Genomic DNA, 22,260 nt, shown 5'->3' with positions numbered 1-22,260 from the left:
GCGAGTCACGACGTCCAGTGGCCGTTGGGCTGCCGGTGATCGTGCGGGCGGTGACGTTTGTCGAGAATCTGGTCTTTGGACTCCCGCACCACATGCGCGATCTGGGTGTGGAAGTAGAGCAGCTTTCCCTGTCCCCGCGCACCCAGACCGTGGTGGCCCTTCACCTGGGAGTTCTTACTCATACGCGTCAGCTCCTCACGCTGAGGAATCCTCATCGCGGCTTTCCGAACGTATGCTCCACGCTACGCCCGCCCCGGCGGCCCGGCGAATGCGCGATTGCCGGCGCTACGACGTGAACGCGTGGGCTACGTTGCGCGGTCGGCCCGGGCAGGTCGGGAAGGGCTCGGGGTGTGCTCAGTCGCGTACCTGGACGTGGATCAGGATGTCGCCCCGGCCGCCGACCCTGAGATGGGTGGCGCCGAGATGGGCGAGCCGCAGGGTCTGCTCACCCGGGCCGCCTCCGACGTCGACCTCGACCGTGCGGGCGGGGCCAGTTCGAGGAGCCGTCTCCTCGACTGTGCAGCCGTATCGGCGAGTTCCTCCTGATCCTCGTCGGTCTCGCCGCTCGCCACCAGGCGCATGCCGGTTGCGGCCATGTCGTCCCCCACGGTGTCCTTAGCTTCCAGTCCGGAAGCCGGAGATCCCGGTGACAGGACGCCGTTCTCGCATCGTCCGCGGGCCGGGTCTGTGTGGCGAACGGCTCTGTTCCGTAGTCGGTGTGACGGTGAGAAGCCAAGGAGGTCAGGTGTCGGCGCATTCGTCGACGACGGCGCAGGCGAGGCGGATGCCGCCCAGGTAGGTGGAGATGCCGTCATCGCCGCGCATGTGGGGCGCGTCCTGGAACCACTGCCGCCACAGGCCGCCCTCCTGGAGGAGGCGCCCGGCCCGGTCGCCGTGCAGGACGGAGTCGGCGTACGCCAGGGCGCCCATGGCCGTCGGCTGGTCGTAGGCGAGGTCGGGCCGACGCAGGTAGCGATCCAGGTAGGCGGCGAGCAGGTCGGCGTCCCGTGCGGTGCCGAAACTCGCCAGCGCGACGCAGTAGGCCCCTCCCGCGCAGCAGACCTCGCTCTCCAGCAGCAGCGCTCCCAGCCGCTCGCGGAAGTGGTCACGGCGCGAGACGGCGGCGAACCACGCCGCGGTGCGCCGCTCCCGCCAGCTGCCTTCGAAGAGCGTGGTGAGCTCGGCGTCGGTGACAGCCCTCGCATCAGCGGCCAGGGCGTGAACGAACGGCTCGTACTCCTCGCGCGGCATGCGAAGGACCGCTCCGCCGAGCTTCAGATAGCGCCGCGCGGGGAGGCAATAGCGGCGGTACAGGGCCTGCATCTCGGGGTCGTGGCGGATCACCACCACATCCTCTCGCAACAGGCACCCGCAGCTGAGGCAGGCAAGGGATCAGAGCGGGCACGACGGGGTTCCCGGCGACGCCGAGTCCGAGCAGAGTGCACCCCACGACCGGCACCGAGGGGGCCGCGCCATGAGTCGTCGAATGGGGCACTACTCCGCGAAGAAGCGCGGATTCGTCCGGAAACCCCTGGAAGATGCGCCCGGCCCGGCCCGCCCCGGCCCGCTGCCGGGGCGGGCGCATCTTCGCGGCCGTCAGCAGGCCGCGTGCGTGGCCGCACCGGCGGTGGGAGGGCCGAAGTCCCGCTGGATAAGCCGCAGTTCAGCGGCCCTTCGTACGTCGAGCGATCAGGACCTCGATTCCGTCCAGGATTCGGGTCAGGCCGAAGTCCACGTCGTCGTCGCCGATGGCGTCGTCGTATGCGTTGTCCGTCATCATGGCCGCCAGAATGGGATATCCGTGCTCATGCAGGAGTGGTTGAAGGAACTGTGCCACGGCGGCCGACTGGACCGGCGCCGCACTGCTGTTGCGCACGTCGCGGCGGGCACTGGCGATGCGCCGCGCGTAGCCGTCGAGCAGCAGCGCGCACCCTAGCGATTCGGCGGTGCTCAGCCCGGCGCCGGTGAGCGCTTCCAGCAGCACCTCCGTCCAGCGCAGCAGGTTCGGGGTCGCGGGCGCCCCGCGGATGGGCAGGTCGGGCAGCCACGGATGGGTGTCGCATCGCTCGATCATCGCCCGGGTCCACCTGGCGGCCGCGGCTCGCCACCGGTCCGTGCCGGTTTCCAGCTCCGTGCCGGTTTCCAGCTCCGGTGCCGGACCCCACGCGGTCTCGGCGACGAGCACCAGCAGTTCGTCCCGCGAGCTGACGTACCGGTAGACCGCGTTGGCGGTGAGCCCCACCCGCTTGGCGATGTTCGGCATGGACAGGGCCGCGAAGCCTTCCGCGTCGGCCAGCCCGACAGCCGCTTCGACGATTCCCTCGACGCTCTGCGAGGGCTTCCGGCCCAGCCGCCCGGTCTTGGCGGTCAGCCCCCACGCCAGGGCGAGGCCAGGTGGCAGCCGCTCGTCGTCACTTGTCGGCATCGGGCCCATCTCCGTGTCTCGTCCGCGGGGCATTGACTTCGTGGGTGCCTCACACTTTATATTAGTGTGGACCCCACACGAACTGTTTGAGGAGGAGAACGTCGATGAATCCCACCGGCCAGCCCACCGGCCAGCCCACCGGCCAGCCCACCGGCCAGCCCATCAAGCGGCCCACCGAGCAGGAGTTCTCACCAGGCCATCGCAGGTCGCAGCCCTCCCCGCGGTCGCGCTTACGGGACCTGCTGACCGCTCTGCTCTGCGGCGCCGTGATCATCGGCGCGGCCGGATGCTCGCAGGCGGCCCATCACACCGGGGGTGGCCAAGCAGGTCCCGCCACCGTGGTCAGGACGGACACCGGCTCGGTCGAAGGCCGACTCGGCACGGACACCCGGATGTTCCAGGGGATTCCTTACGCCGCCCCGCCGGTCGGGCGGCTGCGCTGGGCCTCGCCCCAGCCGGCCGCGTCCTGGTCCGGCGTACGGAACGCGACCGAACCCGGCAACCGGTGCGCACAGGCAGCAGGGCTCATCGACCAGCAGAGCAGCAGTGAGGACTGCCTCTATCTGAACGTCACCACGCCGGTGCGCAGCAGCGCCCGCAGTCTGCCGGTGATGGTGTGGATTCACGGCAACGGCTTCATCAACGGCGCCGGGAGCCTTTACGACGCGCAGCGTCTGGCCGCCATGGGCAAGGTGATCGTGGTCAGCTTCAACTACCGGCTCGGCGTCTTCGGATTCCTCGACCATCCCGCGCTCGACCACGGTCCGGCCAAGCACCTGTCGGGCAACTTCGGCCTGGAGGACCAGCAGGCCGCGTTGCGGTGGGTGCGGCGCAACGCGGCGGCATTCGGCGGCGACCCGGCGAACGTCACGCTCTTCGGCGAGTCGGCCGGCGGTACCAGTGTCTGCGCGCATCTCGTGGCGCCGGGGTCGGCGGGCCTCTTCCAGAAGGCGATCCTGCAAAGCGCCCAGTGCACGGGGCGAAAATGGTCACCGGGTCCGGCGACCTGGTTCCCGCTGCCGCGCGCGGAACGCGAGCGGCACGGGCTCGACCTGGCGGCCAAGGTCGGCTGCTCCGACCGCCGGACAGCAGCGGCCTGTCTCCGCGCCGTACCCGTGGACGAACTCGTCAAGTGGTCCGACTACGGGCTCGGGTCCGGACCGGCGGTCGGCGGTGGCGTACTGCCCGTGAGCCCGGAACAGGCGTTCGCCACCGGCCACTTCAACCGGGTCCCCGTCATCGAGGGAACCACCCGGGACGAACACCGCCTGTTCACCGCGGCCATCGAAGCCGCGACCGGCCAGACGACGACCGACGCCGGCTACCGGCAGCAGATCCGGACCCTCTTCACCCCGAGCGACGCGGCCCGCGTCCTGGCCCGCTACCCCGCCGACCGCTTCCACTCCCCCGGCGAGGCGCTGTCCACCGTCATCACCGACTGGGCCTGGGGGTGCACGGTCCTCGACCGGGACCGGACCCTGGACCGGCACGTGCCGACCTACGCCTACGAGTTCGACGACGCCGAAGCTCCCTGGTTCGACACCCTCAAGAAACCCGATTTCCCCACCGGGGCGTTCCACGGCAGCGAGCTGGAGTATCTCTTCGACGACGAGCAGTTCCCCGGTCCGGCCACACCCGCTCAGCACCGACTCGCGGACACGATGGTGCGCTACTGGGCCCGGTTCGCCTACACGGGCGACCCGAACGGCCACGGCACGGCGCCCTGGCCCCGATTCGGAACCGGCCGGCACGTCCAGTCACTGCAACCGGGGAAGACGGAACCGGTCGATCTCGCCCAGGAACACCAGTGCGGCTTCTGGAAGACCATCGACGGCTGACGGCTGCCACGGCGTCCCTCCTCGCCGCTGAGGCACCTCGCCTTCGGCGCCCTTCCGCTCACCGAAGGGCGCCGAAGTGCGCCGAAGTGGCCCGCAGTTCGCCGAAGGACAAAACGTCGCCACATTCGGCAAGGGCGACAACTGCGCCGAATTCGACTTCGCGTTCCATGCCGCGAGCCGTAGATCACTGCAGCAAAACGGCACCAAAACGACTTTGCGCAGTCATTGCACAGGGGGTAGACGTCGCCCCACCACCCTGCTTTCATTCCTACCGTCCACTTTTCCAACGTTGGAAAGATGGCGGTGGCGGCATATACCTCCGCCGTTCCTCCGCCGTTCCCTGGACGCCGAGTTCTCCCACGGAGAGGTGTATCCGCAGTGAGATCAGGCAGATTCCGCCCACCGAACCGACGCCGACTCGCCGCCCTGGTACCGCTGCTGCTGGGCGCGGCACTGCTCGTCCCGACCACCGCGGGCGCCGCGGAACCGGCGTCCGCCGCCCGGTCCGCGGCGCCCGTCGCCGACACCCCGCAGGGCCTGCGCGCGGACTACTACCTCAGCTCCGACGCCACGTCGCTGGACTTCGCGCAGTACAGCAGCACCGGCGTCGAGAACTCCCTCAACGTCCCCGACCTGCTGCCCACCCTGCGCGACTACGCCGGTTCGACCCTGAACGTCGCCGCGCACTGGACGGGCCAGCTCGACGTCCCGGCCGGCGGCACGTACACGTTCTACATCAAGGGCGACAACGGCTTCCGCATGTCGCTCGACGGGTCGAGCGTGATCGACCACTGGACGACCGACTGGGACGTCCAGACGCAGTCCGAGCCGATCACGCTGACCGCCGGCCCGCACACCCTGGCGTTCGACTACAACCAGGGCGACGGCGGCGCGTACATCACCACCGAGTGGTCGGGCCCCGGGATCACCCGGCAGGCGATCCCCGACTCCGCGCTGCACCTGCCGGCCGGCTTCACCGCGCCCACCGTCGACGCCGCGGTCACGTCCTCGGGCAAGACCGCGACCGTGCAACTGCCCGGAGCGGTCAGCTCGCTGCCGTCCGACCTCGGCAAGCACCTTGCGGTCATCGCGGGCAGCAGTCGGTGGACGCCCGACATCGTTGTCAACCCTGCCGACAAGTCGCAACTGCTGCTGACCGCGGGGAAGTCCGACATCCCCGTCGCGCTGAAGGCGAAGGTGCGGATCAGCTACGACGGGCAGGGCGGCCTGGCCACCGCCGCGGGCCCGGTCCCGCTCTTCTCCGGCCTGGCGACCAACAACTCCACCTGGTACTTCGCCACCAGGTGGGCCAAGGACGTCAGCCCCGAGAACGCGCTCCCGGACTACCCCCGGCCGCAGTTGACCCGTGACAAGTGGCAGAACCTCAACGGCACCTGGCAGTTCCAGGGCTCCGCCGAGAACGCCGCGCTGCCGAACGGCAAGCTGAGCGGGTCGATCCTGGTGCCGTATCCGATGGAGGCGCCGCTGTCCGGCGTCGCCGAGCACCACGACTGGTCGCTGTACCAGCGCACGTTCACCGTTCCGCAGAACTGGCGGGTCGGCTCGGGCAACCGGCTGAACCTCAACTTCGGCGCGGTGGACTACGAGGCGTGGGTCTACGTCAACGGCAAGCAGGTCGCCCACCACGTCGGCGGCTACGAGGCGTTCACCGCCGACGTCACCGACGCGCTGGCCGGCCGCGGGCCGCAGACCCTCACGTTGAAGGTCAAGGACACCATCGACCCCAACACGCCGACCGGCAAGCAGTCGAGCGACCCCAGCGGCATCTGGTACACCCCGTCCTCCGGCATCTGGCAGACCGTCTGGATGGAGCCGGTGGCCAAGGCGAGCATCGACTCGCTGGTCCTGACGCCGAACGTGTCCGACGACACGCTGTCCGTCACCGTGCGCCCGTCCGCCGGCACCCCCGCGTGGTCCCTGGTGAACGCCACCGCGTACGCGGGCAGCAAGCCGGTCGGCACGGTCATCGGCACCGTGGGCGGGAAGCTGACGCTGCGCGTCCCGCACCCGGAGCTGTGGAGCCCGGACCACCCGTACCTGTACAACCTCAAGGTCTCTCTCAGCGACGGCCTTTCGTACGACTCGGTGGGCTCGTACTTCGGCATGCGGTCGGTGTCCGTCGCCAAGGTCGGCGGCGTGAACAAGGTCGAGCTGAACGGCAAGCCGACCTACCTGCTGGCCAACCTGGACCAGGGCTTCTGGCCGGACGGCATCTACACCGCGCCGACCGACGCGGCCCTCAAGTCCGACCTGGAGCTGGACAAGCAGCTCGGCTTCAACACGGTGCGCAAGCACATCAAGGTCGAGCCCGCGCGCTGGTACTACTGGGCCGACAAGCTCGGCGTGATGGTGTGGCAGGACATGCCGAGCCGCAACGTCGGGCCCGGCGCGAGCGAGGCCAGCGACAAGGCGTTCAGCGACCAGGCCCACGAGATCGTGGACCAGCACCTCAGCGACCCGTCCATCATCGTCTGGACCATGATGAACGAGGGTTGGGGCGAGCAGTCCAAGGAGGCCACCGGCGCGCTGGCCGACTCGATCAAGCAGCAGGACCCGAGCCGGCTGGTCGATGCCGCGTCCGGCGTCAACTGCTGTGCCTCGCAGGGCGACTCGGGCAAGGGCGACCTGATCGACTACCACGTGTACCACGGTCCCGCGTTCCCGTCCCCGGACGCGACCCGGGCCGCCGTGGACGGTGAGCACGGCGGGTACTCGCTGAACGTGCCCGGCCACATCCTGGGGGTCTCCGGCGGCCAGAACTACGGTGGCGACGCCTCGACCATCGCGGAGCTGACCCAGGACTACGTCGACAACACCAGCCAGTTGCTGTCCGCCGCCGCCGGCAACCTGTCCGGCTCGGTGTACACGCAACTCAGTGACGTCGAAGGCGAGTTGAACGGGCTGATCACCTACGACCGCGAGGTCGTCAAGGTCGAGCCCGGGCCGGTGCGGGACATCAACCGCAAGCTCATCGCGGCCGGTGCCGCGGCGGGAACGTCCTGATCCCTTCCGGCAGTTGACACCTGCCGTCCCACCGGGGACGTCGCCGGCCGGGCCCGGCGGCACCTCGAGTGCCGCCGGGCCTGGCGCGTACTCGGGTGCCGGGCGGGTCGGAAACCCGGTCCGGGGTGCCCTTCGAGGCCGCTGCGGGCGCCCCCGGCTCGGCGCTGGCTAGCGGACGGTGACGTTGAACACCGGGGAAGCCGTGATGCCGCTGACGATGCGCAGGTCGTTCTTGCCCTTCAGACCGAGTTCGACGCCCAGGGAGTAGGAGCCGCTGCGGGTGATGGGCGCGGAGGCGGGCAGGGAGACCCACTTGCCGTGCTGCTTCTGCTGGAGCGTCACCTTGCTGCCGGCCTTCAGACCGGTGGTCTTGCCCGTGACCCGGAACAGCTTCCATGCGGCGACCGAGGTGACCGACGGCTTGGCGGTGATGGCGGCCTTGGCGGGCGCCGCCGACTGCGCGGCGGCCGGGGGCGCGGCGTGCGCGGCCGGGGTGGCCGCCATCGCGGTGCCGGCCACGGCGAGGGAGGCCGCGGTGAGGACTCCGAGGGCGGCGACGCGCAGGGAGTTCCGCTTGGTGATGACCATGAGTCTGTCCGTTCCCTTGTGAAACTTCGCGGTATGAACCAAAGGCGTGATAAGCGCTGTTGGTGTGCTCTCACCGGATAAGACGGCCGATCGCACGATTGCGTTGTGGATGCCTCGTCACCGTCTCGTAACAGCCGGGTCATGGGGTGAGCACTCGAACCGCCCCACCGCCGGCCGCCTGCGGCCCCGCCTCGGAGCACCGGATCTCCTTCCGCCGCTCCCGGCCGTGGGCCATCCGGCCGGACGGGAACCGGTCGACGGAACCGTGGAGCCGGCTCGGTCAGGGTTACGATTCGGGGCCATGGCGCAGCACACGCACACCGTGTCCGGGGACTTCGATCTCACGATGGACGAACTGCGCGTCGTGGCGCGTTACGTGGTGCGGCACGCGGAGGACGTCCTGCCGGTCTTCGAGCAGGCCGTTCCCGATGATCCGCGCCCCCGTGCGGCGATCGACGCGGCCTGGGTGTTCATCAACGGTGCCTCCAGGACGAGACTGCAGCGCGTCGCCTCCTTCGACGCTCATCGGGCCGCCCGGTCCGCGCCCTCCGAAGCCGCGCGCCTGGCCGCGCGATCCGCCGGTGACGCCGCAGCGGCCGCGTACCTGCACCCCATCGCCCAGGCCGGCCAGGTCGGCCACATCCTGCGGGCCGGCGCGAGCGCCGCGCGGATCGCGGAGGTGGAGGCGGGCGGTGATCCCGCGATCGGGGAGGCCCTGCTGGAACGGTCGCGGCGGCTTGCGACACCGGTGCTCATCGATGTGCTGTGCCGCTACCCGCCCGCGCCGGGCGGCAGCAGTCGCGTCGCCCGGCTGATGGGCACCCTGGACCGTTCCCTGCGCCAGGCGGTTGACCGGCCGCCAGGGCACACCGAAGCGAGCGGCGCCGACGCGCACAGAAGGGAGGGCACGTCGTGATCCTCCCGAAGGTCCGCGACCCTCGCTTCGTGACGATCCGCCGTGGTGGGACGCTCACTGACGCGGATCACCGCCTCCTCGCCCTGTGGGCTGCCGCCTGCGCGGAGCACGTCCTCGGCCTCTTCGAGTCGGCCCGGCCCGAGGACCCGCGACCGCGCCAGGCGATCGAGCATGCCCGGGCCTGGGTACGTGGCGAGGTCGGGATGATGCGGGCCCGCGCGGCGGGCGGGCATGCGATGGGGGCAGCCAGGGATCTGCGTGGGGCACCCCGGCATGCCGCGTACGCCGCCGGTCAGGCCGGGGCGGTCGCCCACGTCGCCGCGCATGAGCTCGGCGCGGCCGCCTACGCGATCAAGGCCGCACGGGCGGCGGCACCGGAAGGCGAGAGCGAGGCCGCGGGACGACTCGAGTGCCAGTGGCAGCGCGACCGGCTCCCGGAGGCGATCCGCGCGCTCGTCCTCGATGACCAGCGGCTGCGCAACGACATCTGCTGGTCGGTGTTCGACTGCTGAAGCCGGACCATGAACGGCCTCTCGTGGTCGGCCCAGCGGGGATCACCGGGCGCCGCCGACCAGTTGTCGGGCGCCGCCGTCCAGTGGTGGGCGAACACGGTTGACGTGGAGTTGTTCGGGGTCGGGGCGGAAGCGCCGCCACCTCGGCGGAGGTGGCCGGGTCAGGTCCCGGGCGGTGGGGCGTCCAGGAGGCGGCGGACCGGCTCGAAGACCTCGTCGGCGCCGAGCGGGCGGGGCAGCAGTCCCTGGGCGAGGCAGGCGGCGGCGATCTCCTCGATCGGGCGGCTCAGCCGTTCCAGGCCCGACATCGTGAGCCGTGGCTCGTCGGCCCGGTGAGCCGGGGTCTGACGACGCGCGGCGGCCTGACCCGCGGCGGCCTCCTCCGCGCGGCACAGCAGCGCGTACGCGCCGCGCACGGCCGCCGGCTCGCGCTCCAGGGTCGCCGTCGAGACGGCCACGAGGTGGTTGACCGGGGCGTATCCGTGGGCGGCGCACCACGCCCGGTCCCGCTCGGCGGCCCGGTCGATCACGGGGACGAACTCCTCCCCGCCGGGCAGGTCGTTGCCGAGGACCGCCGCGTCGACCTCGCCGGAGCGCAGTGCCTCGACGGGGCTGCCGGACAGCGTGCGCTCCACGAACCGCGGGTCGTCGTACTCAGGGACGTGCGCCTCGTCCTGGGTGACCCAGTGCGACTCCTCGGCGCCCAGCCCGAAGTCCTCGGCGAGGTGGCCGCGCACCCACATCCCGGTGGTCTGGGTGTAGGAGCGCACGCCGATCCGGCGGCCGCGCAGCCCGGTCGGGTCGGTGATCGGCCGCGAGCGGTGCGCGATCAGGCATCCGCGCTGGAACCGCGCGGCCACCACGACGGGCAGCACCGCGATCGGGTGGCCGTGGGCGATCGCCTGCAGCGCGGTGACGACGGCCAGTTCGCTGACGTCGTACGCCTGCTCGCGCACCATCGGCGCGAACGCCCGGTGGATCGGCGCCACGTGGACGAAGTCCAGGCCGACGGCAGGATCGGTGAACGTGCCCGCGCGCAGCAGGTCGCCGATGGGGTGGGCGCCCAGCGCGGTACGCAGCCGGGTCTCACGCATCGCCGTTCTCCTTCGTCCTCGCCCGCGCGCCCCAGGAGAAGCGCTCGGCGGTGCCGCCGAAGACGGCCTCGGCGTCCGCGGCCGGCAGGCTCGCCAGCGACGCACGTGCCTGGCCGAGCAGATCGGCCAACTCGCCCTCGACTGAGGGGACCTTGCAACCCCACATCAGACGCGCGGAGCCGTATGCGGACAGCAGCGCGGCCAGGAAGTCCGGCACCGTGGAGGTGCCCTGCCGGGCGGCGCCGATGGCCCGGTGGGTCGGTTTCCGATGCACGCCGGGGAACTCGGCGAGCTCGAACAGCGCCCCGGACCGCCGGTACGGGCGGCCGTCGGACAGGTCGGGGCGCGCGCGGTGGTCGAGCAGCACGCGGGTGCGCGGGAAGCGTTCACGTGCGCGGCGCGGCGCCGGTATCCCCTCGACGGTCATCTGCGGGCAGATCGGCATGTGTTGCGCCTCGGCGTGCTCCCAGGCGGGGAAGGTGTCGGGATGGCCGAGCCAGCCGGCCTGCCCGGGCAGCGTGGTGCCGGTGGTGAACAGCCTGAACCCGGCCAGCCCGCGGGACTGCCCGTACGCGATCCGCGCCACCGCGTCGGGCGCCATCGCGTCCAGCGAGTGGACGCCGACCAGGCGGTCCGGACGGGCGGCGACCGAGTCGGCCGGGTAGCGGTTGTCGTGTCCGCAGACGGTGGAGGCCAGGACGACCACGGCCCGGTCGATTCCGGCGTTGTCCAGGGCGCGGAGCAGCCCGTCGAGGTCGACCGGGTGTTCCCGCGACCAGTCCGACCGGCGCCCGCCGACGGGGTCGATCGGGTAGCGCTCGCCGTCGGTCGAGATGACGTGGGTGCGGGTGTCGATCACCAGCATGAGCGGGCGTGGTGTCCTTTCAGTCGACGTAGCGCAGGCCGCGGGCGCGCAGCTCGTCGCGCATCTGGTAGATGTCCAGGCCGAGTTCTCCGGCCGCGAGCCGGCGGCGCTTGGTCTCTTCGCCGGCTTCCCTGGCCTCGCCGGCCGCGGCGGTCTCGGCGGCTTTCGCGGCCGGTACGACGACCACGCCGTCGGCGTCCGCGAGGATCACGTCACCGGGTTCGACCAGCGTGTTCGCGCACACCACCGGCACGTTGACCGAGCCGGGGGTGGCCTTCACCGTGCCCTTGGCGTGGATCGCCGCACTGAAGACGGGGAAGCTGATCCGCTCCAGCTCGGCGACGTCGCGGCAGCCGCCGTCGATCACCAGGCCGAGCGCGCCGCGGGCCCGCATGGAGGTGGCCAGCAGCTCGCCGAAGAAGCCGTCGTGGCTCTGCGCGGTGCAGGCCGCGACCACGACGTCACCGGGCCGGACCTGCTCGACGGCGACGTGCAGCATCCAGTTGTCGCCGGGCTGCATCAGCACCGTCACCGCGGTGCCGCACAGGCGGGCGCCGGGGTAGATCGGGCGGATGGAGGGGTGCATCAGTCCGAGCCGGCCCATCGCCTCGTGCACGGTCGCCACGCCCAGCGCGGACAGCCGCGCCACGGCGCCGGGATCGGCTCGCTCGATCGCCGTGTGGACGACGCCGAGTTCTCGCATGGTTCTTCCTTTCTCCCGTGCTTCGGTGCCGCATTTCGGTCACGGGCCGGCGTGACGCGCCGTCGGACCGGGGCGCGGCTCAACGTCCTGACGCGCGCAGGCGCGCGTCGAGCCGGGGATAGACGAGTCGGGCGTTGCCCTCGGTGATCGCCGCGAGGTCCGCGGCAGACAGGCCCGCCCGCTCGACGTAGCGGCGGGTGTCGTCGAAGTGGTGCCCGGTGTCCGGGTCGATGCCGCGGACCGCGCCGATCATCTCCGAGGCGAAGAGCACGTTGGCGTGCGGGATCACCTTCAACAGCAGGTCGATGCCCGGCTGGTGGTAGACGCAGGTGTCGAAGTGGACGTTGCCCAGGAGGTGTTCGGCCGGCTCCGGCCGGCCGAGCGCCTGGGCCAGGCCGCGGAAGCGCCCCCAGTGGTACGGGACCGCGCCGCCGCCGTGCGGGATGACCAGCCGCAGCGTGGGGAAGTCGGCGAACAGGTCGCCCTGGATCAGCTGCATGACGGCGGTGGTGCCGGCGTTGAGGTAGTGCGCGCCGGTGGTGTGGAACGCGGGGTTGTCGCTGGTGCTCACGTGCACCATCACCGGTACGTCGAGTTCGACGATCTTCTCGTAGAGCGGGTACCAGGAGCGGTCGGTCAGCGGCGGCGCCGTCCAGTGGCCGCCGGAGGGGTCGGGGTTGAGGTTGACCGCGACGGCGCCCAACTCCTCGACCGCGCGGACGAGTTCGGGGACGCAGCCGGCCGGGGCGGCCCCGGGTGACTGCGGCAGCATCGCGGCGGGCGCGAAGCGGTCGGGGAACAGCTCGGCGACACGGGCGCACAGGTCGTTGCAGCGCCGCGCCCATGCCTCCGACACGGCGAAGTCGCCGATGTGGTGGGCCATGAACGAGGCACGCGGGGAGAAGACCGTCAGGTCGATGCCGCGCTCGTCCATCCGGCGCAGCTGGTTGGCCTCGATGGTCGCGCGGATCTCGTCGTCGCCGATCCGCAGGTCGGAGGGCCGCGGCGGCTCACCGTCGCCGGCCAGGGCCTGGATCTGGCGCTCGCGCCACTCGCCCAGTGCGACGGGAGCGGTCGTGTAGTGGCCGTGGCAGTCGATGATCAACGCGGCCTCTCCTCGCTGGTCGTGAGGGCTGCTGGGGGCGGGCGTTCGTCTGTCGTGTCGCGCTCCGCATGCTAGTCGTCCATCATATTGCTGACAATATTGCCAACGGTGAAGTCGGCAACCGGCTGGGCGATCCAAGGGAGTCCGACCTGGGGGCCGCAGGCCGCGCGGACCCATGAGAGAGGAACGTGGCGACAGGTGACCAGCACGCGAAGGAAGGGGGCGGCCGGGCCACGTCGGCGCCCAGATCCGGCGCGCCCTGTGGGTCGGCGAACTCGTGCCAAGGCAAAGGCTGGTGGAGCAGGACCTGGCCGACCGGCCGGAGGCCTGGCCGTCGCCCAGCGCCAACTGGAGCGGCTCAACACGCAGATGGCGCGCTTCCGGTTCCGCCTCGCGATGCGGCCCACTCCACTCGCGGCCCCCGCCGCCGCCTCAGCTCCGTTTCAGCCGACGACGGACGAGGCAGCACCGTCAGCGGTCGCTCGCAACTCCTCCAGAACGCTGTCGAGATGCGCCCGGGTCGCCTGTTGAGCGGCGTCCGGGTCCCCGGCCACGACCGCGTCGATGATCGCCAGGTGCTGGGGCAGCGACTTGGCGGGGCGACCGGCGCGGGCGGCGAGGCGGAACTGGTGACGCACCATCTGGGCGTTGAGCCGGTCGAGCAGCGACTCGGCCACCGTCTGACCGCTCGCGGCGGCCACGCGCTCGTGCAGGCGGCGGTTGAGGGCGGAGTAGGTGTCCAGGGCTCCTTCGGCGACGGCCGCGCGCATGCGCTCCCCGACGTCGAGGAGCGCCTTGCGGTCCTCGGCCGTCGCGTGGACGGCCGCCCGCCGCGCGCACAGGACTTCGAGCACCGCGCGGCACTCCGTGATCAGCACGGCGTCCTCGACCGAGACCACGCGCACCCGCGCGCCCCGGTTCGGCACCAGCTCCACCAGCCCCTCGGCGGCCAGCTCCTGGAGAGCCTCGCGGACCGAACTGCGGGTGACGCCGAACCCGTCCGACAGCTCCTGCTCCACCAGCCGCTGGCCGGGCACCATGTCCCCGGCCGCGAGCGCCTCGCGGATGCCCCGCCGCACCGCGCTCCGCCCCGCCCGCCCCGACTTCCGGTCCTGCGCCACTGCGACCGCCTCGCTGAGTCCTGCTGTTCTCCGCCTGGAATATATCCGTCCTCTCCCGTGGCACGCCGAAGCCGGCCGGCCGGCGGAGACGGCTCCCGCACCGGACACGGGCCGCGCGCACGCGTGTTAGCCTCCGCTGTGCCGAAGATACGGAAGCTGCTCATGAAGCCGGGCGCCACGCGGGCCTGGGCGGCCCTGGGTCGCTTCCTGGCCCCCGCCGACCGCGTTCTGCTGGGCCTGAGCCGTGGCCGGGTTGGAGTGGGAGCGGCGGCGGGTCTGTCCACCCTGCTGCTGACGACGACCGGCCGGCACAGCGGGCAGCCCCGGCAGGTCCCCGTGCTGTACGTCCGCCACGGCGGCGGCCTCGTCGTGGTCGGCTCCAACTGGGGCGGCGACCGCCACCCCGGCTGGTCCGCGAACCTGCTCGCCCAGCCGCGGGCGGAGGTGACCGCCCGCGGCCGTACGACGGCGGTGACCGCACGGCTGCTCACCGGCGAGGAGCGCCGGAGCGCGTGGGAGAAGGTCGCGGCGTACTGGCCCGCGTACGACGCCTACGCCACGCGGGCCCCCGACCGCGCGATCCGCGTCTTCCTCCTGACCAGGTCACCAGAGACGTCGGTCTGACCGCGACCGGTCCGCGACCGGGTGGCGCGGAGCCGCGCCGGGCGGTGCCGGGACAACCCGCTCGCCCGGAGCGCCAGAGCACCGGAACAGCAGAGCACCGGACCAGCCGCCGGGGTCGGCTACGCGAACTCGCCGCAGCCCAGCACCGGGTTGGTCTCGTCGGAGATGTCCGTGTCGGCGACCCATCCCCAGCCGCCGTCGTCGGACTCCGTGTACAGCCAGCGGTTGGGGTGCGGGCCGCCGCCGTTCCACGGGCCGTTGTCGATCCTGCACTCGAACCAGCTGGGGCTGCTGTACAGGTGGCCGGACACCACGTTGAGGTTCACCGTGCCGTCGGTCTTCGGGCCGGGCCCCTGGCCGCCGTACACCGTGGCGCCGACGACGTTGTGGCAGGTGTGCCAGTCGGGATGGCCTCCCCCGCCCAGCGTGCAGTTCGTCGCGGCCTGTGCGCTGCCGGCGCTCACCAGGACGGCGGCACCGCCCAGACCGCAGGCAGCGAGAACGCCGGTGATCCGTTTGTTCACACGCATGTCTTCCTCCCCGATGGTGAAGATTCGTCCTCGGACGCACCAAGGCTGACACCGGCCCGAACCTCGCGAACAGCCCTTTTCCTCCCACGGAAAACGCGCGGCTGACGGCCCCGAGATCCGCCCGCCGGCCGGCTCCCCGTCGTTCCCCCGCGCGGCGCCCGAAGGGGGGTCGGCTAGCATCGCGTTCGACAGCGCCTAGGGTTCCGGTGCCGGGTGGCACGGCTGGTCCGAGCGGCGCCACCGCGTACCGCCGATCGGGGCGCGGTCATCTCAAAGGACAAAAGCCTGGAGGATCGGTTCCGCTCGCGCCCGCGACGGGACAGAAACGGTCCTCCCGCATGCTCGCGCTGTCCCTTCTCTCGTGCCTCGCCCTCGCCGCCGGCGTCCTCAGCGGCGTCGTCGGCACCGGCTCCTCGCTGGTCCTCCTGCCGGTGCTCGTCGTGCTGTACGGGCCGCGGGTCGCCGTACCGGTGATGGCGATCGCCTCGGTGTTCGGCAACCTCGGGCGGGTGATCGCCTGGTGGCGCGAGATCCGCTGGCGGCCGGTGCTCGCGTACTCGCTGACCGGCGTGCCCGGCGCCGTGCTCGGCGCCCACACCCTGCTGACGATCCCCCCGGCCGCCGTCGATGTCTTCCTGGCCGTGTTCTTCCTGGCGATGATCCCGATCCGTCGCCTGATCCGGCGCTCACGTATCCGTATCCGGCTGTGGCACATGGCGCTCGCGGGGGCGTTCGTCGGTTTCCTCACCGGGCTGGTCCTGTCCACCGGGCCGCTCAGCGTGCCGGTGTTCACCGGATACGGGATGACCGGTGGCGCGTTCCTGGGTTCCGAGGCGGCGAGCGCGGTGCTGCTCTACGCGGGCAAGCTCGCGACGTTCGACACCGCCGGCGTCCTCGCGCCGCCCGTCGTCACCCGCGGTCTCGTCATCGGGGTGGCCCTGCTCACCGGCTCCATGTGCGGCAAGTGGGTCGTACGGCGGCTTCGCGTACGCACCTTCGAGCTTCTCGTCGACGCGGTGCTCGTCGTCGGCTCGGTGGGAATGCTGCTCGCGCTGCGGTGAACGAGCCCGCCCTCCCGCGCGCGGGTCGAGCCGGCGTTCGACGGCCGGCCCGGCGGCCACCGGCCCGGCGCTCGGATTGCCGTATTTCGAGACAGCGGACAGCGCATCCGGAACCTTCGACCATTGCTGCCGAGGATTTTCCGGGCCACGAAATGGGCTGCCCACAAGGGGAGTCGACGCTCCGCCAAGATCGAATGTCAGGAATGGCGCAAATCTTCTTTTGTCTTGAATCCAGCTTTGTGCCATGGCTGGCATGTGGGAGAGTTCCATCCACATCAGCTCACACGGGGAACGTCTCTTTCGAGGGAGGGCACTGTGGCCGGCACATCGTTCCGTGCGCGCCGTGCGTTCCTCCGTGGCACCGCACCGCCTCGCACGTGGTGCGTCGGCCCGCCCCTCACCCGCCGGCCGCGCCCGCGGGGTGGATTTCCCGGGCTATTGGCTCCCATGGCCGTGACATGAACTCCGGCCCGCCTTATCGGCGAGAAGTCGCCTCCTCGGTTCCCGTCCTTGCCTAGGGATGTTCTCCGCGCGTCGTCCGCGCGCGCATATCGATCGGATCAGCTCTGCCGCAACGATCAGACCGGTTCCTAGAATTCGGAGACCGCCGTGGTCAGTCAGCTCACTCCAGCGTCACCCGGAATCCTCCCCGCAACGAGAGCGGAGGGCCCACGCTATTTCGTGCTGGGACCGGTGACGATGCTCCGGAACGGCCTGCCCCGCACCCCCAGCGCGCTCAAACAGCGGGCCCTGCTCGCCCTGTTGCTGCTGTCCGCCAACGCTCCCGTCCCGACCCACCGGCTGATCGAGGGGCTGTGGGGGTCGCGCCCGCCGCAGGCCGCCGCCGCGACCCTGCAGATGTACGTCTCCGGACTGCGCCGCGCCCTGGACCCCGAGCACGGCGCCGCACACCGCGACCCGCGGCACCATCCGGTGCTGCGCACCGAGGCGAACGGCTACCGGATGCGGGTGGCACCGGGCGAGCTCGACCTCGACCGGTTCCGCACCCTCACCGCGGACGGCCGCCGCCACCTGGCCGAAGGACGATGTCGGCAGGCGGGCGAGGCGCTCCGCCAGGCGCTGGCACTCTGGCGCGGGCACCCGTTCGCCGACCTGGAGCACTCCGGCCGACTCGGCTCCTCCGCGGTGCGGTTGGAGGAGGAACGCCTCTCGGCGCTCGGCGACAGCATCGACGTGGTGCTGTGCCGGGGCAGGAGCCACGAGATCAGCGATGTCATCGGTGAGCTGCACGAGTTGTGCGCCGCCCATCCGCTGCGCGAGTCGCTGCACGAGCAGTTGATCCGGGCGCTGTGCCGGGTCGGCCGCCGCGCCGAGGCGCTCACGGTCTACGCCCGGGTGCGCGGCATGATGATCGCGGAACTCGGCATCGAACCCGGCCCGGGGCTCAGAGCGGCCCAACTCGTCGCCCTGGAGGCACGCGAGCCCTACGGGACCGGGCATCTGCACTGCCGGTGACGGACCGCGGGACGGGGACGAGGACCCGGGCGAGGGCGGAACTCCGGGCGGGGGCGGGCCTCCGCGCGAGAGCGGCGACGCGGACGCGGACCGGGACGAAGACGTCCGCGCCGACGGGGAGCCGGTCACCGTGGCGCCGCCACCTGGTCCCGCTCCCCCGCGGCCGCGGCGCCCCCCTGGTCCTCCGGCGCCGCCAGCCGCCACCCGAACCGCCGCCGGTAGTGGACCAGGGGATCGTCCTCCGCCGGGGCCGGCACGCAGCGCGCCACCTCGCCGACCACCACGGCGTGGTCGCCGTGGTGGAGGACCGCGGTGGACACACACCGCAGATACGACGGCACGTCCGCGAGACGCGGCACCGGCCCGTCCCAACTCCACCGCGTGTGGGCGAACTTCTCCGCGCCCCGGCGGGCGAAGAGCTCGGCCGTCGCGCGGTCCGCACCGCTCAGCAGATGGACGCCGAAGGCCGCGCCGACCACCAGCGCCGGGCAGGCGCGGGCGGACTCGGCGACGGCGACCAGCACGGAGGGCGGCGCCACGCTGTAGGAGCAGACCGAGGAGACCAGCAGCCCGCACGGCGCGCCGTCGGCCTGCCGTACGGTGACCACGGCCACCGCGGACGCGAGCCGGGCCATGCTCTCGGTGAAGACCGCGGTCAGTACCGCGTCCCCTCCCGGCGGCACCGCCTACACCCCGGCCCGCTCGGCGCGCAGGCACGAGGCGTGGTGGACACGGGCCTCCTCGTCGTCGGTCTCCGCCAGCACTGCCGCGAAGTCGCTCACGGCGTCGGCGAACCGGCCCGCCGCCTCGTGCACCAGGCCCCGGTTGTAGCGGATGGCGGCGCCGCCGCCGATTCCGACCGCCCGGTCGAAGTCGGCCGTCGCCCGGTCCAGATCGCCCGCGCCGAAGGCGATCTCGGCCCTGACCGCCCATGCCTCGGCGAGGTCGGGGGCGCTTTCCAGAGCCGCGCCGAGCGCGTCGAGCGCGGGTCCCGATTCGCCCTGCTCGGCCAGCAACCGGCCCTTGAGCGTGAGCAGATGGGCGTTGCCGGGGTCCACGTCGAGGCCCGCCGCGACATCGCGCAGCGCGGCGTGCTGGTCGCCGAGTTCGGCGTGCGCCCCCGCCCGGTTCAGCAGCGCGTCCACATTGCCGGGGTCCAGCACCAGGGTGCGGTCGAACTCGGCGAGCGCGCCCTCGATGTCCCCGAGCTCCAGCCGGGCGTCGCCGCAGTTGTAGTGCGCCTCGGGGAAGGGTGGTTCCAGTGTCAGCGCGTGCTCGTAGTCGGCGAGCGCCTCTTCGGTACGGCCCAGGCGGCGCAGGATGTTGCCGCGGTTGAAGTAGTGGTCGGAGAAGTCGTCGTCGATGGCCATCACGATGGCGTAGTCCGCCAGTGCCTCCTCCAGCCGGCCGCTCATCGTGTGGACCTGGGCCCGGTTGTAGCGCAGCCCCACCCGGTGCCAGCTGCGCTCGCCGAGGCCTAGTTCCCTGTCCAGCCGCTCGATGCCCTCGTCGAGCAGCTTCAGCGCCTCGTCGGTGCCGCCGGTGCGGGTGGCGACGAGGGCGAGCCCGTTGCGGTTGAAGACGGAGAAGAACGTACGCTCCTGCGGGTCCTCCAGCACCGAGGCGATGGCGATCGCCTGGTTGATCCAGGCCCTGGCCAGCCCCGGATCGCGCTTGTCCGGGCTGAAGTGGCGGGCGTAGAGCATGCCGGTCTCGTAGGCGAGTTTCATGTGCACGGCCGGGTCGACGCTGGTGCGCCGGGCGGCGTCCTGGAGGGCCGCGGACTCCTCGGCCCGGCCCGCCGCCGCGAGCGAGACCGCGGTGTCCCGGGTGAACTCCCACCAGGCGTCGGGCTGTTGCGCCGCCTCCACCAGCAGCAGCCCTCGCTCGCCGTACTCCACGGCGGTCCCGTACAGACCGAGGTACTTGCAGCGGGTCTGCGCCCAGCGCAGCGCCTCGACGCCTGCGGTGCCGCGGGCGCTGCCGCGTTCCAGGTGGTAGGCCAAGGCGCCCAGCCGCAGGGACGGTTGGGCTTCGGTCATGGTGACCAGCACGGCGGCGCGGGCGTCGTGCAGCGCCGCGCGGCGGGCCGGGTCCAGGGCTTCGTACGCCGCGACCGTCGCCGGGTCGTCCGCGACGCCGTCGGACTCGGCGTAGGCGCGGGCGAGTTCGTCCGGCGTGGGCGCGGCGGCGGGTGGGGCCGCGGCGGGCTCCGGCACGCGGCCGGGCGCGGTGATCCGCTCGGTGTGGGCGAGCAGGGCCCGGGGCAGGTCCTCGGAGATCGGGCCCGGCCGCGACGGCGGTGTGTCGGGGCCGGTGGCGACCACGACGGTCAGCAGCCGGGCGGGGACCCGTCGCAGCAGCACGGCCAGGAACTCCTGGTCGGTGGCGTCGGCGTGTTCGACATCGTGCACCACCAGCGTGAGCGGGGCCTCGCCGAGGCCGCCGAGGTGGCTTTCGAGGAAGTCGACCAGGCCGTGCGAGATGCGCAGCGAGTGCAGTCGCGCGGGGTACCGGCTGACCGCGACCGGCCCGGTGGCGCTCGCCTCCAGGGGACGGTGGATCGCCGGTACCAGGCCGGCCAGTTCGGGTGTCGTCTCCTGGAGTTCGATGCGGTGCCGCCGCGCGAGTTCCGGGTCGCGCCGCAGCGCCTCCGGGGCGACCGACCGCAGGAGGGTCCCGACGGCCGTGTACGGTCCGCGCAGGTGGCGGTGCGCGCTGACCGTCGCGAGCAGGGGCGGCAGCGACAGACCCCTGATCAGCCGGTCACGGTCGGCGCGCAACGGCGCCTGTATCCAGTAGTGGCTACTCATGAGCCTGCCTTTCGAGCGACGAGGTGAGCTGTGCTCCGGGCGTGCGGCCGTCAGGCGACGACGTGGACGGCTTCGGATCGGCGGCGGGCGCGGTCCCTGAGGGCGATCCACAGCGGGAGCAGTGTCTGCGTGAGCAGCAGGACCAGGAAGACCACCGAGTCCAGCAGCCGCAGGGCGCTCGCCCCGCCCGAGGTGAAGCGGTCCACGGAGTTCACGCACATGTGCACGAAGACCGGCAGCAGCGCGAAGAGCGTGGTGCTGAGGCTGATGGTGTAGCCGGCCAGCACGAGCCACGCGTACCAGCGGGCCGCCTTGAGGTCCACCGGATGCGCCGTGCTCAGGTCGGTGATCTTGTCGCGCCGGCCGAGCAGGCGGTTGACCCGGTTGCGCAGGGTCCGCACGGCGACGCCGTGCAGGTCCACGTTGCCGAGCATGGTGGTGATCAGGACGTAGATGTCGGTGCGCAGGTAGAAGAAGAACTGCCAGAGCAGGCGGGTGAAGGTGGCGAAGGCCACGCCCAGGCAGACCCGGCCGGCCAGGGACGGGTGGCTGCCCGTCCCGCCGAGGACGTCGGCGAGGACCACCAGCGCGCAGAGCACCAGGACATCGGCGAGCATGCCCGCGAGGATCGGCAGGTACCTCTTGCGCCGGGGCACCGCCACCAGCCCGTCGAGGGCGGTCTCGACCACCAGGAAGTAGAAGCGGTAGGACATCGACAGCCGTGAGCGGATGGCGAGCCGGCGACCGGCCAGCGCGTGGAAGATCTCGTGCAGCGCGATCAGCGGAGTGACCGCGACCAGCAGCGTCAGGTTCACCAGGGAGTAGTACGAGCTGAAGACGAGGTCGTGGGAGCGCGGCACCAGGCTGGGCGAACGCACCATCAGCACCACGGCGGTCACCGCCAGTGCCGCGTAGCAGAACCAGGCGTACGGCGAGAACGTCGCCCGGCCCAGGCGCTGCCACCGCAGCGGGGCCGTCTCGGCCGGCTCCTCGTCGACGGTCCTGGTGAAGCCCAGTTCCTCCAGCGCCGCCAGGACGTCCTCGACGTCCGCGCTCTCACCGTAGGTGTCGCGGTAGCGGCGGGCGGCCTCGTCGGCGGTCGCGCCGCCTTCGAGCCAGCGCACGAGTTGGGCGCCGTCCGGCGGGAAGATCGCGTACGAGTCGATGTCCGCCCGGCCGATCGTCACACCGTCGCCGTCATCGAGATAGACCAGCGGGTGGAAGAGGATCGGCTTCCGCGTGCTCTGACCGGTGGCCTGGCTGTCGACGGCCTGACCGCCGGTGGACTGACCGTCGGTGGACTGACCGCTGACTTCCTGACCGCTGGTCGCCTGACTGCTCATGCCCTGACTGCTGGTGATCTGTTCCGGCACCGCTCGACCTCGCTTCTCCGCGGCCGTCCACGGGGGCGATGTGCCCCGCTGGCAGATGGGGGGCGCGCGCCGCCGCCCGGCAGCAGGCTGCTGGACGGCGGCATACCCTCGGCCTGGATCAGGCGGTCGGGTAGGTGTGGCAGCCCGCGGTCGTGAGACGGACGGGACCGGCCTTGCGGATCACGATCTTCT

The 22,260-nt window shown here is 71.8% G+C and carries 21 protein-coding genes; 8 read left to right on the top strand and 13 right to left on the bottom strand.

Going from position 1 to position 22,260, the window contains the following annotated elements; translation table 11 throughout:
- Window positions 1-5 precede the first annotated feature (5 nt).
- On the bottom strand, window positions 6-182 hold the full coding sequence (locus OG370_RS39135; RefSeq protein ID WP_328472913.1) for a hypothetical protein: 177 nt from the start codon (window positions 180-182) through the stop codon (window positions 6-8).
- A 166-nt stretch (window positions 183-348) separates the two neighbouring features.
- On the opposite strand from OG370_RS39135, the gene OG370_RS39130 reads away from it, so the two are divergent.
- A complete protein-coding gene (locus OG370_RS39130) occupies window positions 349-546 on the top strand; it encodes a hypothetical protein (protein ID WP_328472911.1) in 198 nt (65 codons plus the stop codon).
- A gap of 195 nt (window positions 547-741) precedes the next feature.
- Here OG370_RS39130 and OG370_RS39125 read toward each other — a convergent pair whose 3' ends face one another.
- Window positions 742-1,344 carry a DUF6000 family protein gene (locus OG370_RS39125; RefSeq protein ID WP_328472909.1) on the bottom strand — a complete coding sequence of 201 codons (603 nt, stop codon included), beginning with the start codon at window positions 1,342-1,344 and terminating at the stop codon, window positions 742-744.
- Between the two features lie 319 nt (window positions 1,345-1,663).
- Window positions 1,664-2,425 (bottom strand): TetR/AcrR family transcriptional regulator, encoded by a 762-nt coding sequence (locus OG370_RS39120; RefSeq protein WP_328472907.1) that lies wholly within the window; start codon window positions 2,423-2,425, stop codon window positions 1,664-1,666.
- A gap of 104 nt (window positions 2,426-2,529) precedes the next feature.
- On the opposite strand from OG370_RS39120, the gene OG370_RS39115 reads away from it, so the two are divergent.
- Entirely contained in the window at window positions 2,530-4,263 is a 1,734-nt protein-coding gene (locus OG370_RS39115; RefSeq protein ID WP_328472905.1) for a carboxylesterase family protein, read from the top strand.
- A 378-nt stretch (window positions 4,264-4,641) separates the two neighbouring features.
- Window positions 4,642-7,287, top strand: a complete 2,646-nt coding sequence (locus OG370_RS39110) for a PA14 domain-containing protein (protein WP_328472903.1) — start codon at window positions 4,642-4,644, stop codon at window positions 7,285-7,287.
- 168 nt (window positions 7,288-7,455) lie between these two features.
- Here OG370_RS39110 and OG370_RS39105 read toward each other — a convergent pair whose 3' ends face one another.
- Window positions 7,456-7,875, bottom strand: coding sequence for a hypothetical protein (locus tag OG370_RS39105; protein WP_328472901.1), 420 nt, complete (start codon window positions 7,873-7,875; stop codon window positions 7,456-7,458).
- 301 nt (window positions 7,876-8,176) lie between these two features.
- Here OG370_RS39105 and OG370_RS39100 point away from each other — a divergent pair, with 301 nt between their 5' ends.
- On the top strand, window positions 8,177-8,791 hold the full coding sequence (locus tag OG370_RS39100) for a putative immunity protein (RefSeq protein ID WP_328472899.1): 615 nt from the start codon (window positions 8,177-8,179) through the stop codon (window positions 8,789-8,791).
- Entirely contained in the window at window positions 8,788-9,303 is a 516-nt protein-coding gene (locus OG370_RS39095) for a putative immunity protein (protein ID WP_328472897.1), read from the top strand. The genes OG370_RS39100 and OG370_RS39095 overlap by 4 nt, the downstream gene beginning before the upstream one ends.
- Window positions 9,304-9,464: 161 nt before the next feature.
- Here the strand turns inward: OG370_RS39095 and OG370_RS39090 are convergent, their stop codons facing one another.
- The 5 genes from OG370_RS39090 to OG370_RS39070 form a co-directional block, all read right to left on the bottom strand.
- Entirely contained in the window at window positions 9,465-10,397 is a 933-nt protein-coding gene (locus OG370_RS39090; protein WP_328472895.1) for a hypothetical protein, read from the bottom strand.
- Window positions 10,390-11,262, bottom strand: a complete 873-nt coding sequence (locus OG370_RS39085; protein WP_328472893.1) for an amidohydrolase family protein — start codon at window positions 11,260-11,262, stop codon at window positions 10,390-10,392. The genes OG370_RS39090 and OG370_RS39085 overlap by 8 nt, the downstream gene beginning before the upstream one ends.
- 19 nt (window positions 11,263-11,281) lie before the next feature.
- Entirely contained in the window at window positions 11,282-11,965 is a 684-nt protein-coding gene (locus OG370_RS39080; RefSeq protein WP_328472891.1) for a 4-carboxy-4-hydroxy-2-oxoadipate aldolase/oxaloacetate decarboxylase, read from the bottom strand.
- Window positions 11,966-12,044: 79 nt separating this feature from the next.
- Window positions 12,045-13,070, bottom strand: coding sequence for an amidohydrolase family protein (locus OG370_RS39075; protein WP_328472889.1), 1,026 nt, complete (start codon window positions 13,068-13,070; stop codon window positions 12,045-12,047).
- Window positions 13,071-13,513: 443 nt separating this feature from the next.
- Window positions 13,514-14,191: a GntR family transcriptional regulator gene (locus OG370_RS39070; RefSeq protein ID WP_328472887.1), complete on the bottom strand. Its 678-nt coding sequence runs from the start codon at window positions 14,189-14,191 to the stop codon at window positions 13,514-13,516.
- A 138-nt stretch (window positions 14,192-14,329) separates the two neighbouring features.
- On the opposite strand from OG370_RS39070, the gene OG370_RS39065 reads away from it, so the two are divergent.
- The gene (locus OG370_RS39065) at window positions 14,330-14,815 is read left to right on the top strand and encodes a nitroreductase family deazaflavin-dependent oxidoreductase (RefSeq protein ID WP_328472885.1); all 486 of its coding nucleotides are present in this window, start codon (window positions 14,330-14,332) and stop codon (window positions 14,813-14,815) included.
- 119 nt (window positions 14,816-14,934) lie between these two features.
- Here OG370_RS39065 and OG370_RS39060 read toward each other — a convergent pair whose 3' ends face one another.
- The gene (locus OG370_RS39060; protein WP_328472883.1) at window positions 14,935-15,345 is read right to left on the bottom strand and encodes a hypothetical protein; all 411 of its coding nucleotides are present in this window, start codon (window positions 15,343-15,345) and stop codon (window positions 14,935-14,937) included.
- 338 nt (window positions 15,346-15,683) lie between these two features.
- On the opposite strand from OG370_RS39060, the gene OG370_RS39055 reads away from it, so the two are divergent.
- Both OG370_RS39055 and OG370_RS39050 read left to right on the top strand, forming a co-directional pair.
- Entirely contained in the window at window positions 15,684-16,406 is a 723-nt protein-coding gene (locus OG370_RS39055; RefSeq protein ID WP_328472881.1) for a sulfite exporter TauE/SafE family protein, read from the top strand.
- A 699-nt stretch (window positions 16,407-17,105) separates the two neighbouring features.
- A complete protein-coding gene (locus OG370_RS39050; protein WP_328474836.1) occupies window positions 17,106-17,882 on the top strand; it encodes an AfsR/SARP family transcriptional regulator in 777 nt (258 codons plus the stop codon).
- 125 nt (window positions 17,883-18,007) lie between these two features.
- Here OG370_RS39050 and OG370_RS39045 read toward each other — a convergent pair whose 3' ends face one another.
- Genes OG370_RS39045 through OG370_RS39035 form a run of 3 tightly spaced genes read right to left on the bottom strand, consistent with a single transcriptional unit; the run spans window position 18,008 to window position 22,068 of the window.
- Window positions 18,008-18,565: a flavin reductase family protein gene (locus tag OG370_RS39045; RefSeq protein WP_328472879.1), complete on the bottom strand. Its 558-nt coding sequence runs from the start codon at window positions 18,563-18,565 to the stop codon at window positions 18,008-18,010.
- A gap of 3 nt (window positions 18,566-18,568) precedes the next feature.
- Complete coding sequence (locus tag OG370_RS39040; RefSeq protein WP_328472877.1) at window positions 18,569-20,695, bottom strand: tetratricopeptide repeat protein; 2,127 nt, start codon at window positions 20,693-20,695, stop codon at window positions 18,569-18,571.
- A 50-nt stretch (window positions 20,696-20,745) separates the two neighbouring features.
- The gene (locus tag OG370_RS39035; RefSeq protein WP_328472875.1) at window positions 20,746-22,068 is read right to left on the bottom strand and encodes a hypothetical protein; all 1,323 of its coding nucleotides are present in this window, start codon (window positions 22,066-22,068) and stop codon (window positions 20,746-20,748) included.
- Window positions 22,069-22,260 lie beyond the last annotated feature (192 nt).

It is taken from the genome of Streptomyces sp. NBC_00448 (assembly GCF_036014115.1).
In the GTDB taxonomy this organism is placed as follows: domain Bacteria; phylum Actinomycetota; class Actinomycetes; order Streptomycetales; family Streptomycetaceae; genus Actinacidiphila.
The sequence above is the reverse complement of the archived record's forward strand: the minus strand, read 5'-3'. Positions and strand labels throughout refer to the sequence as shown.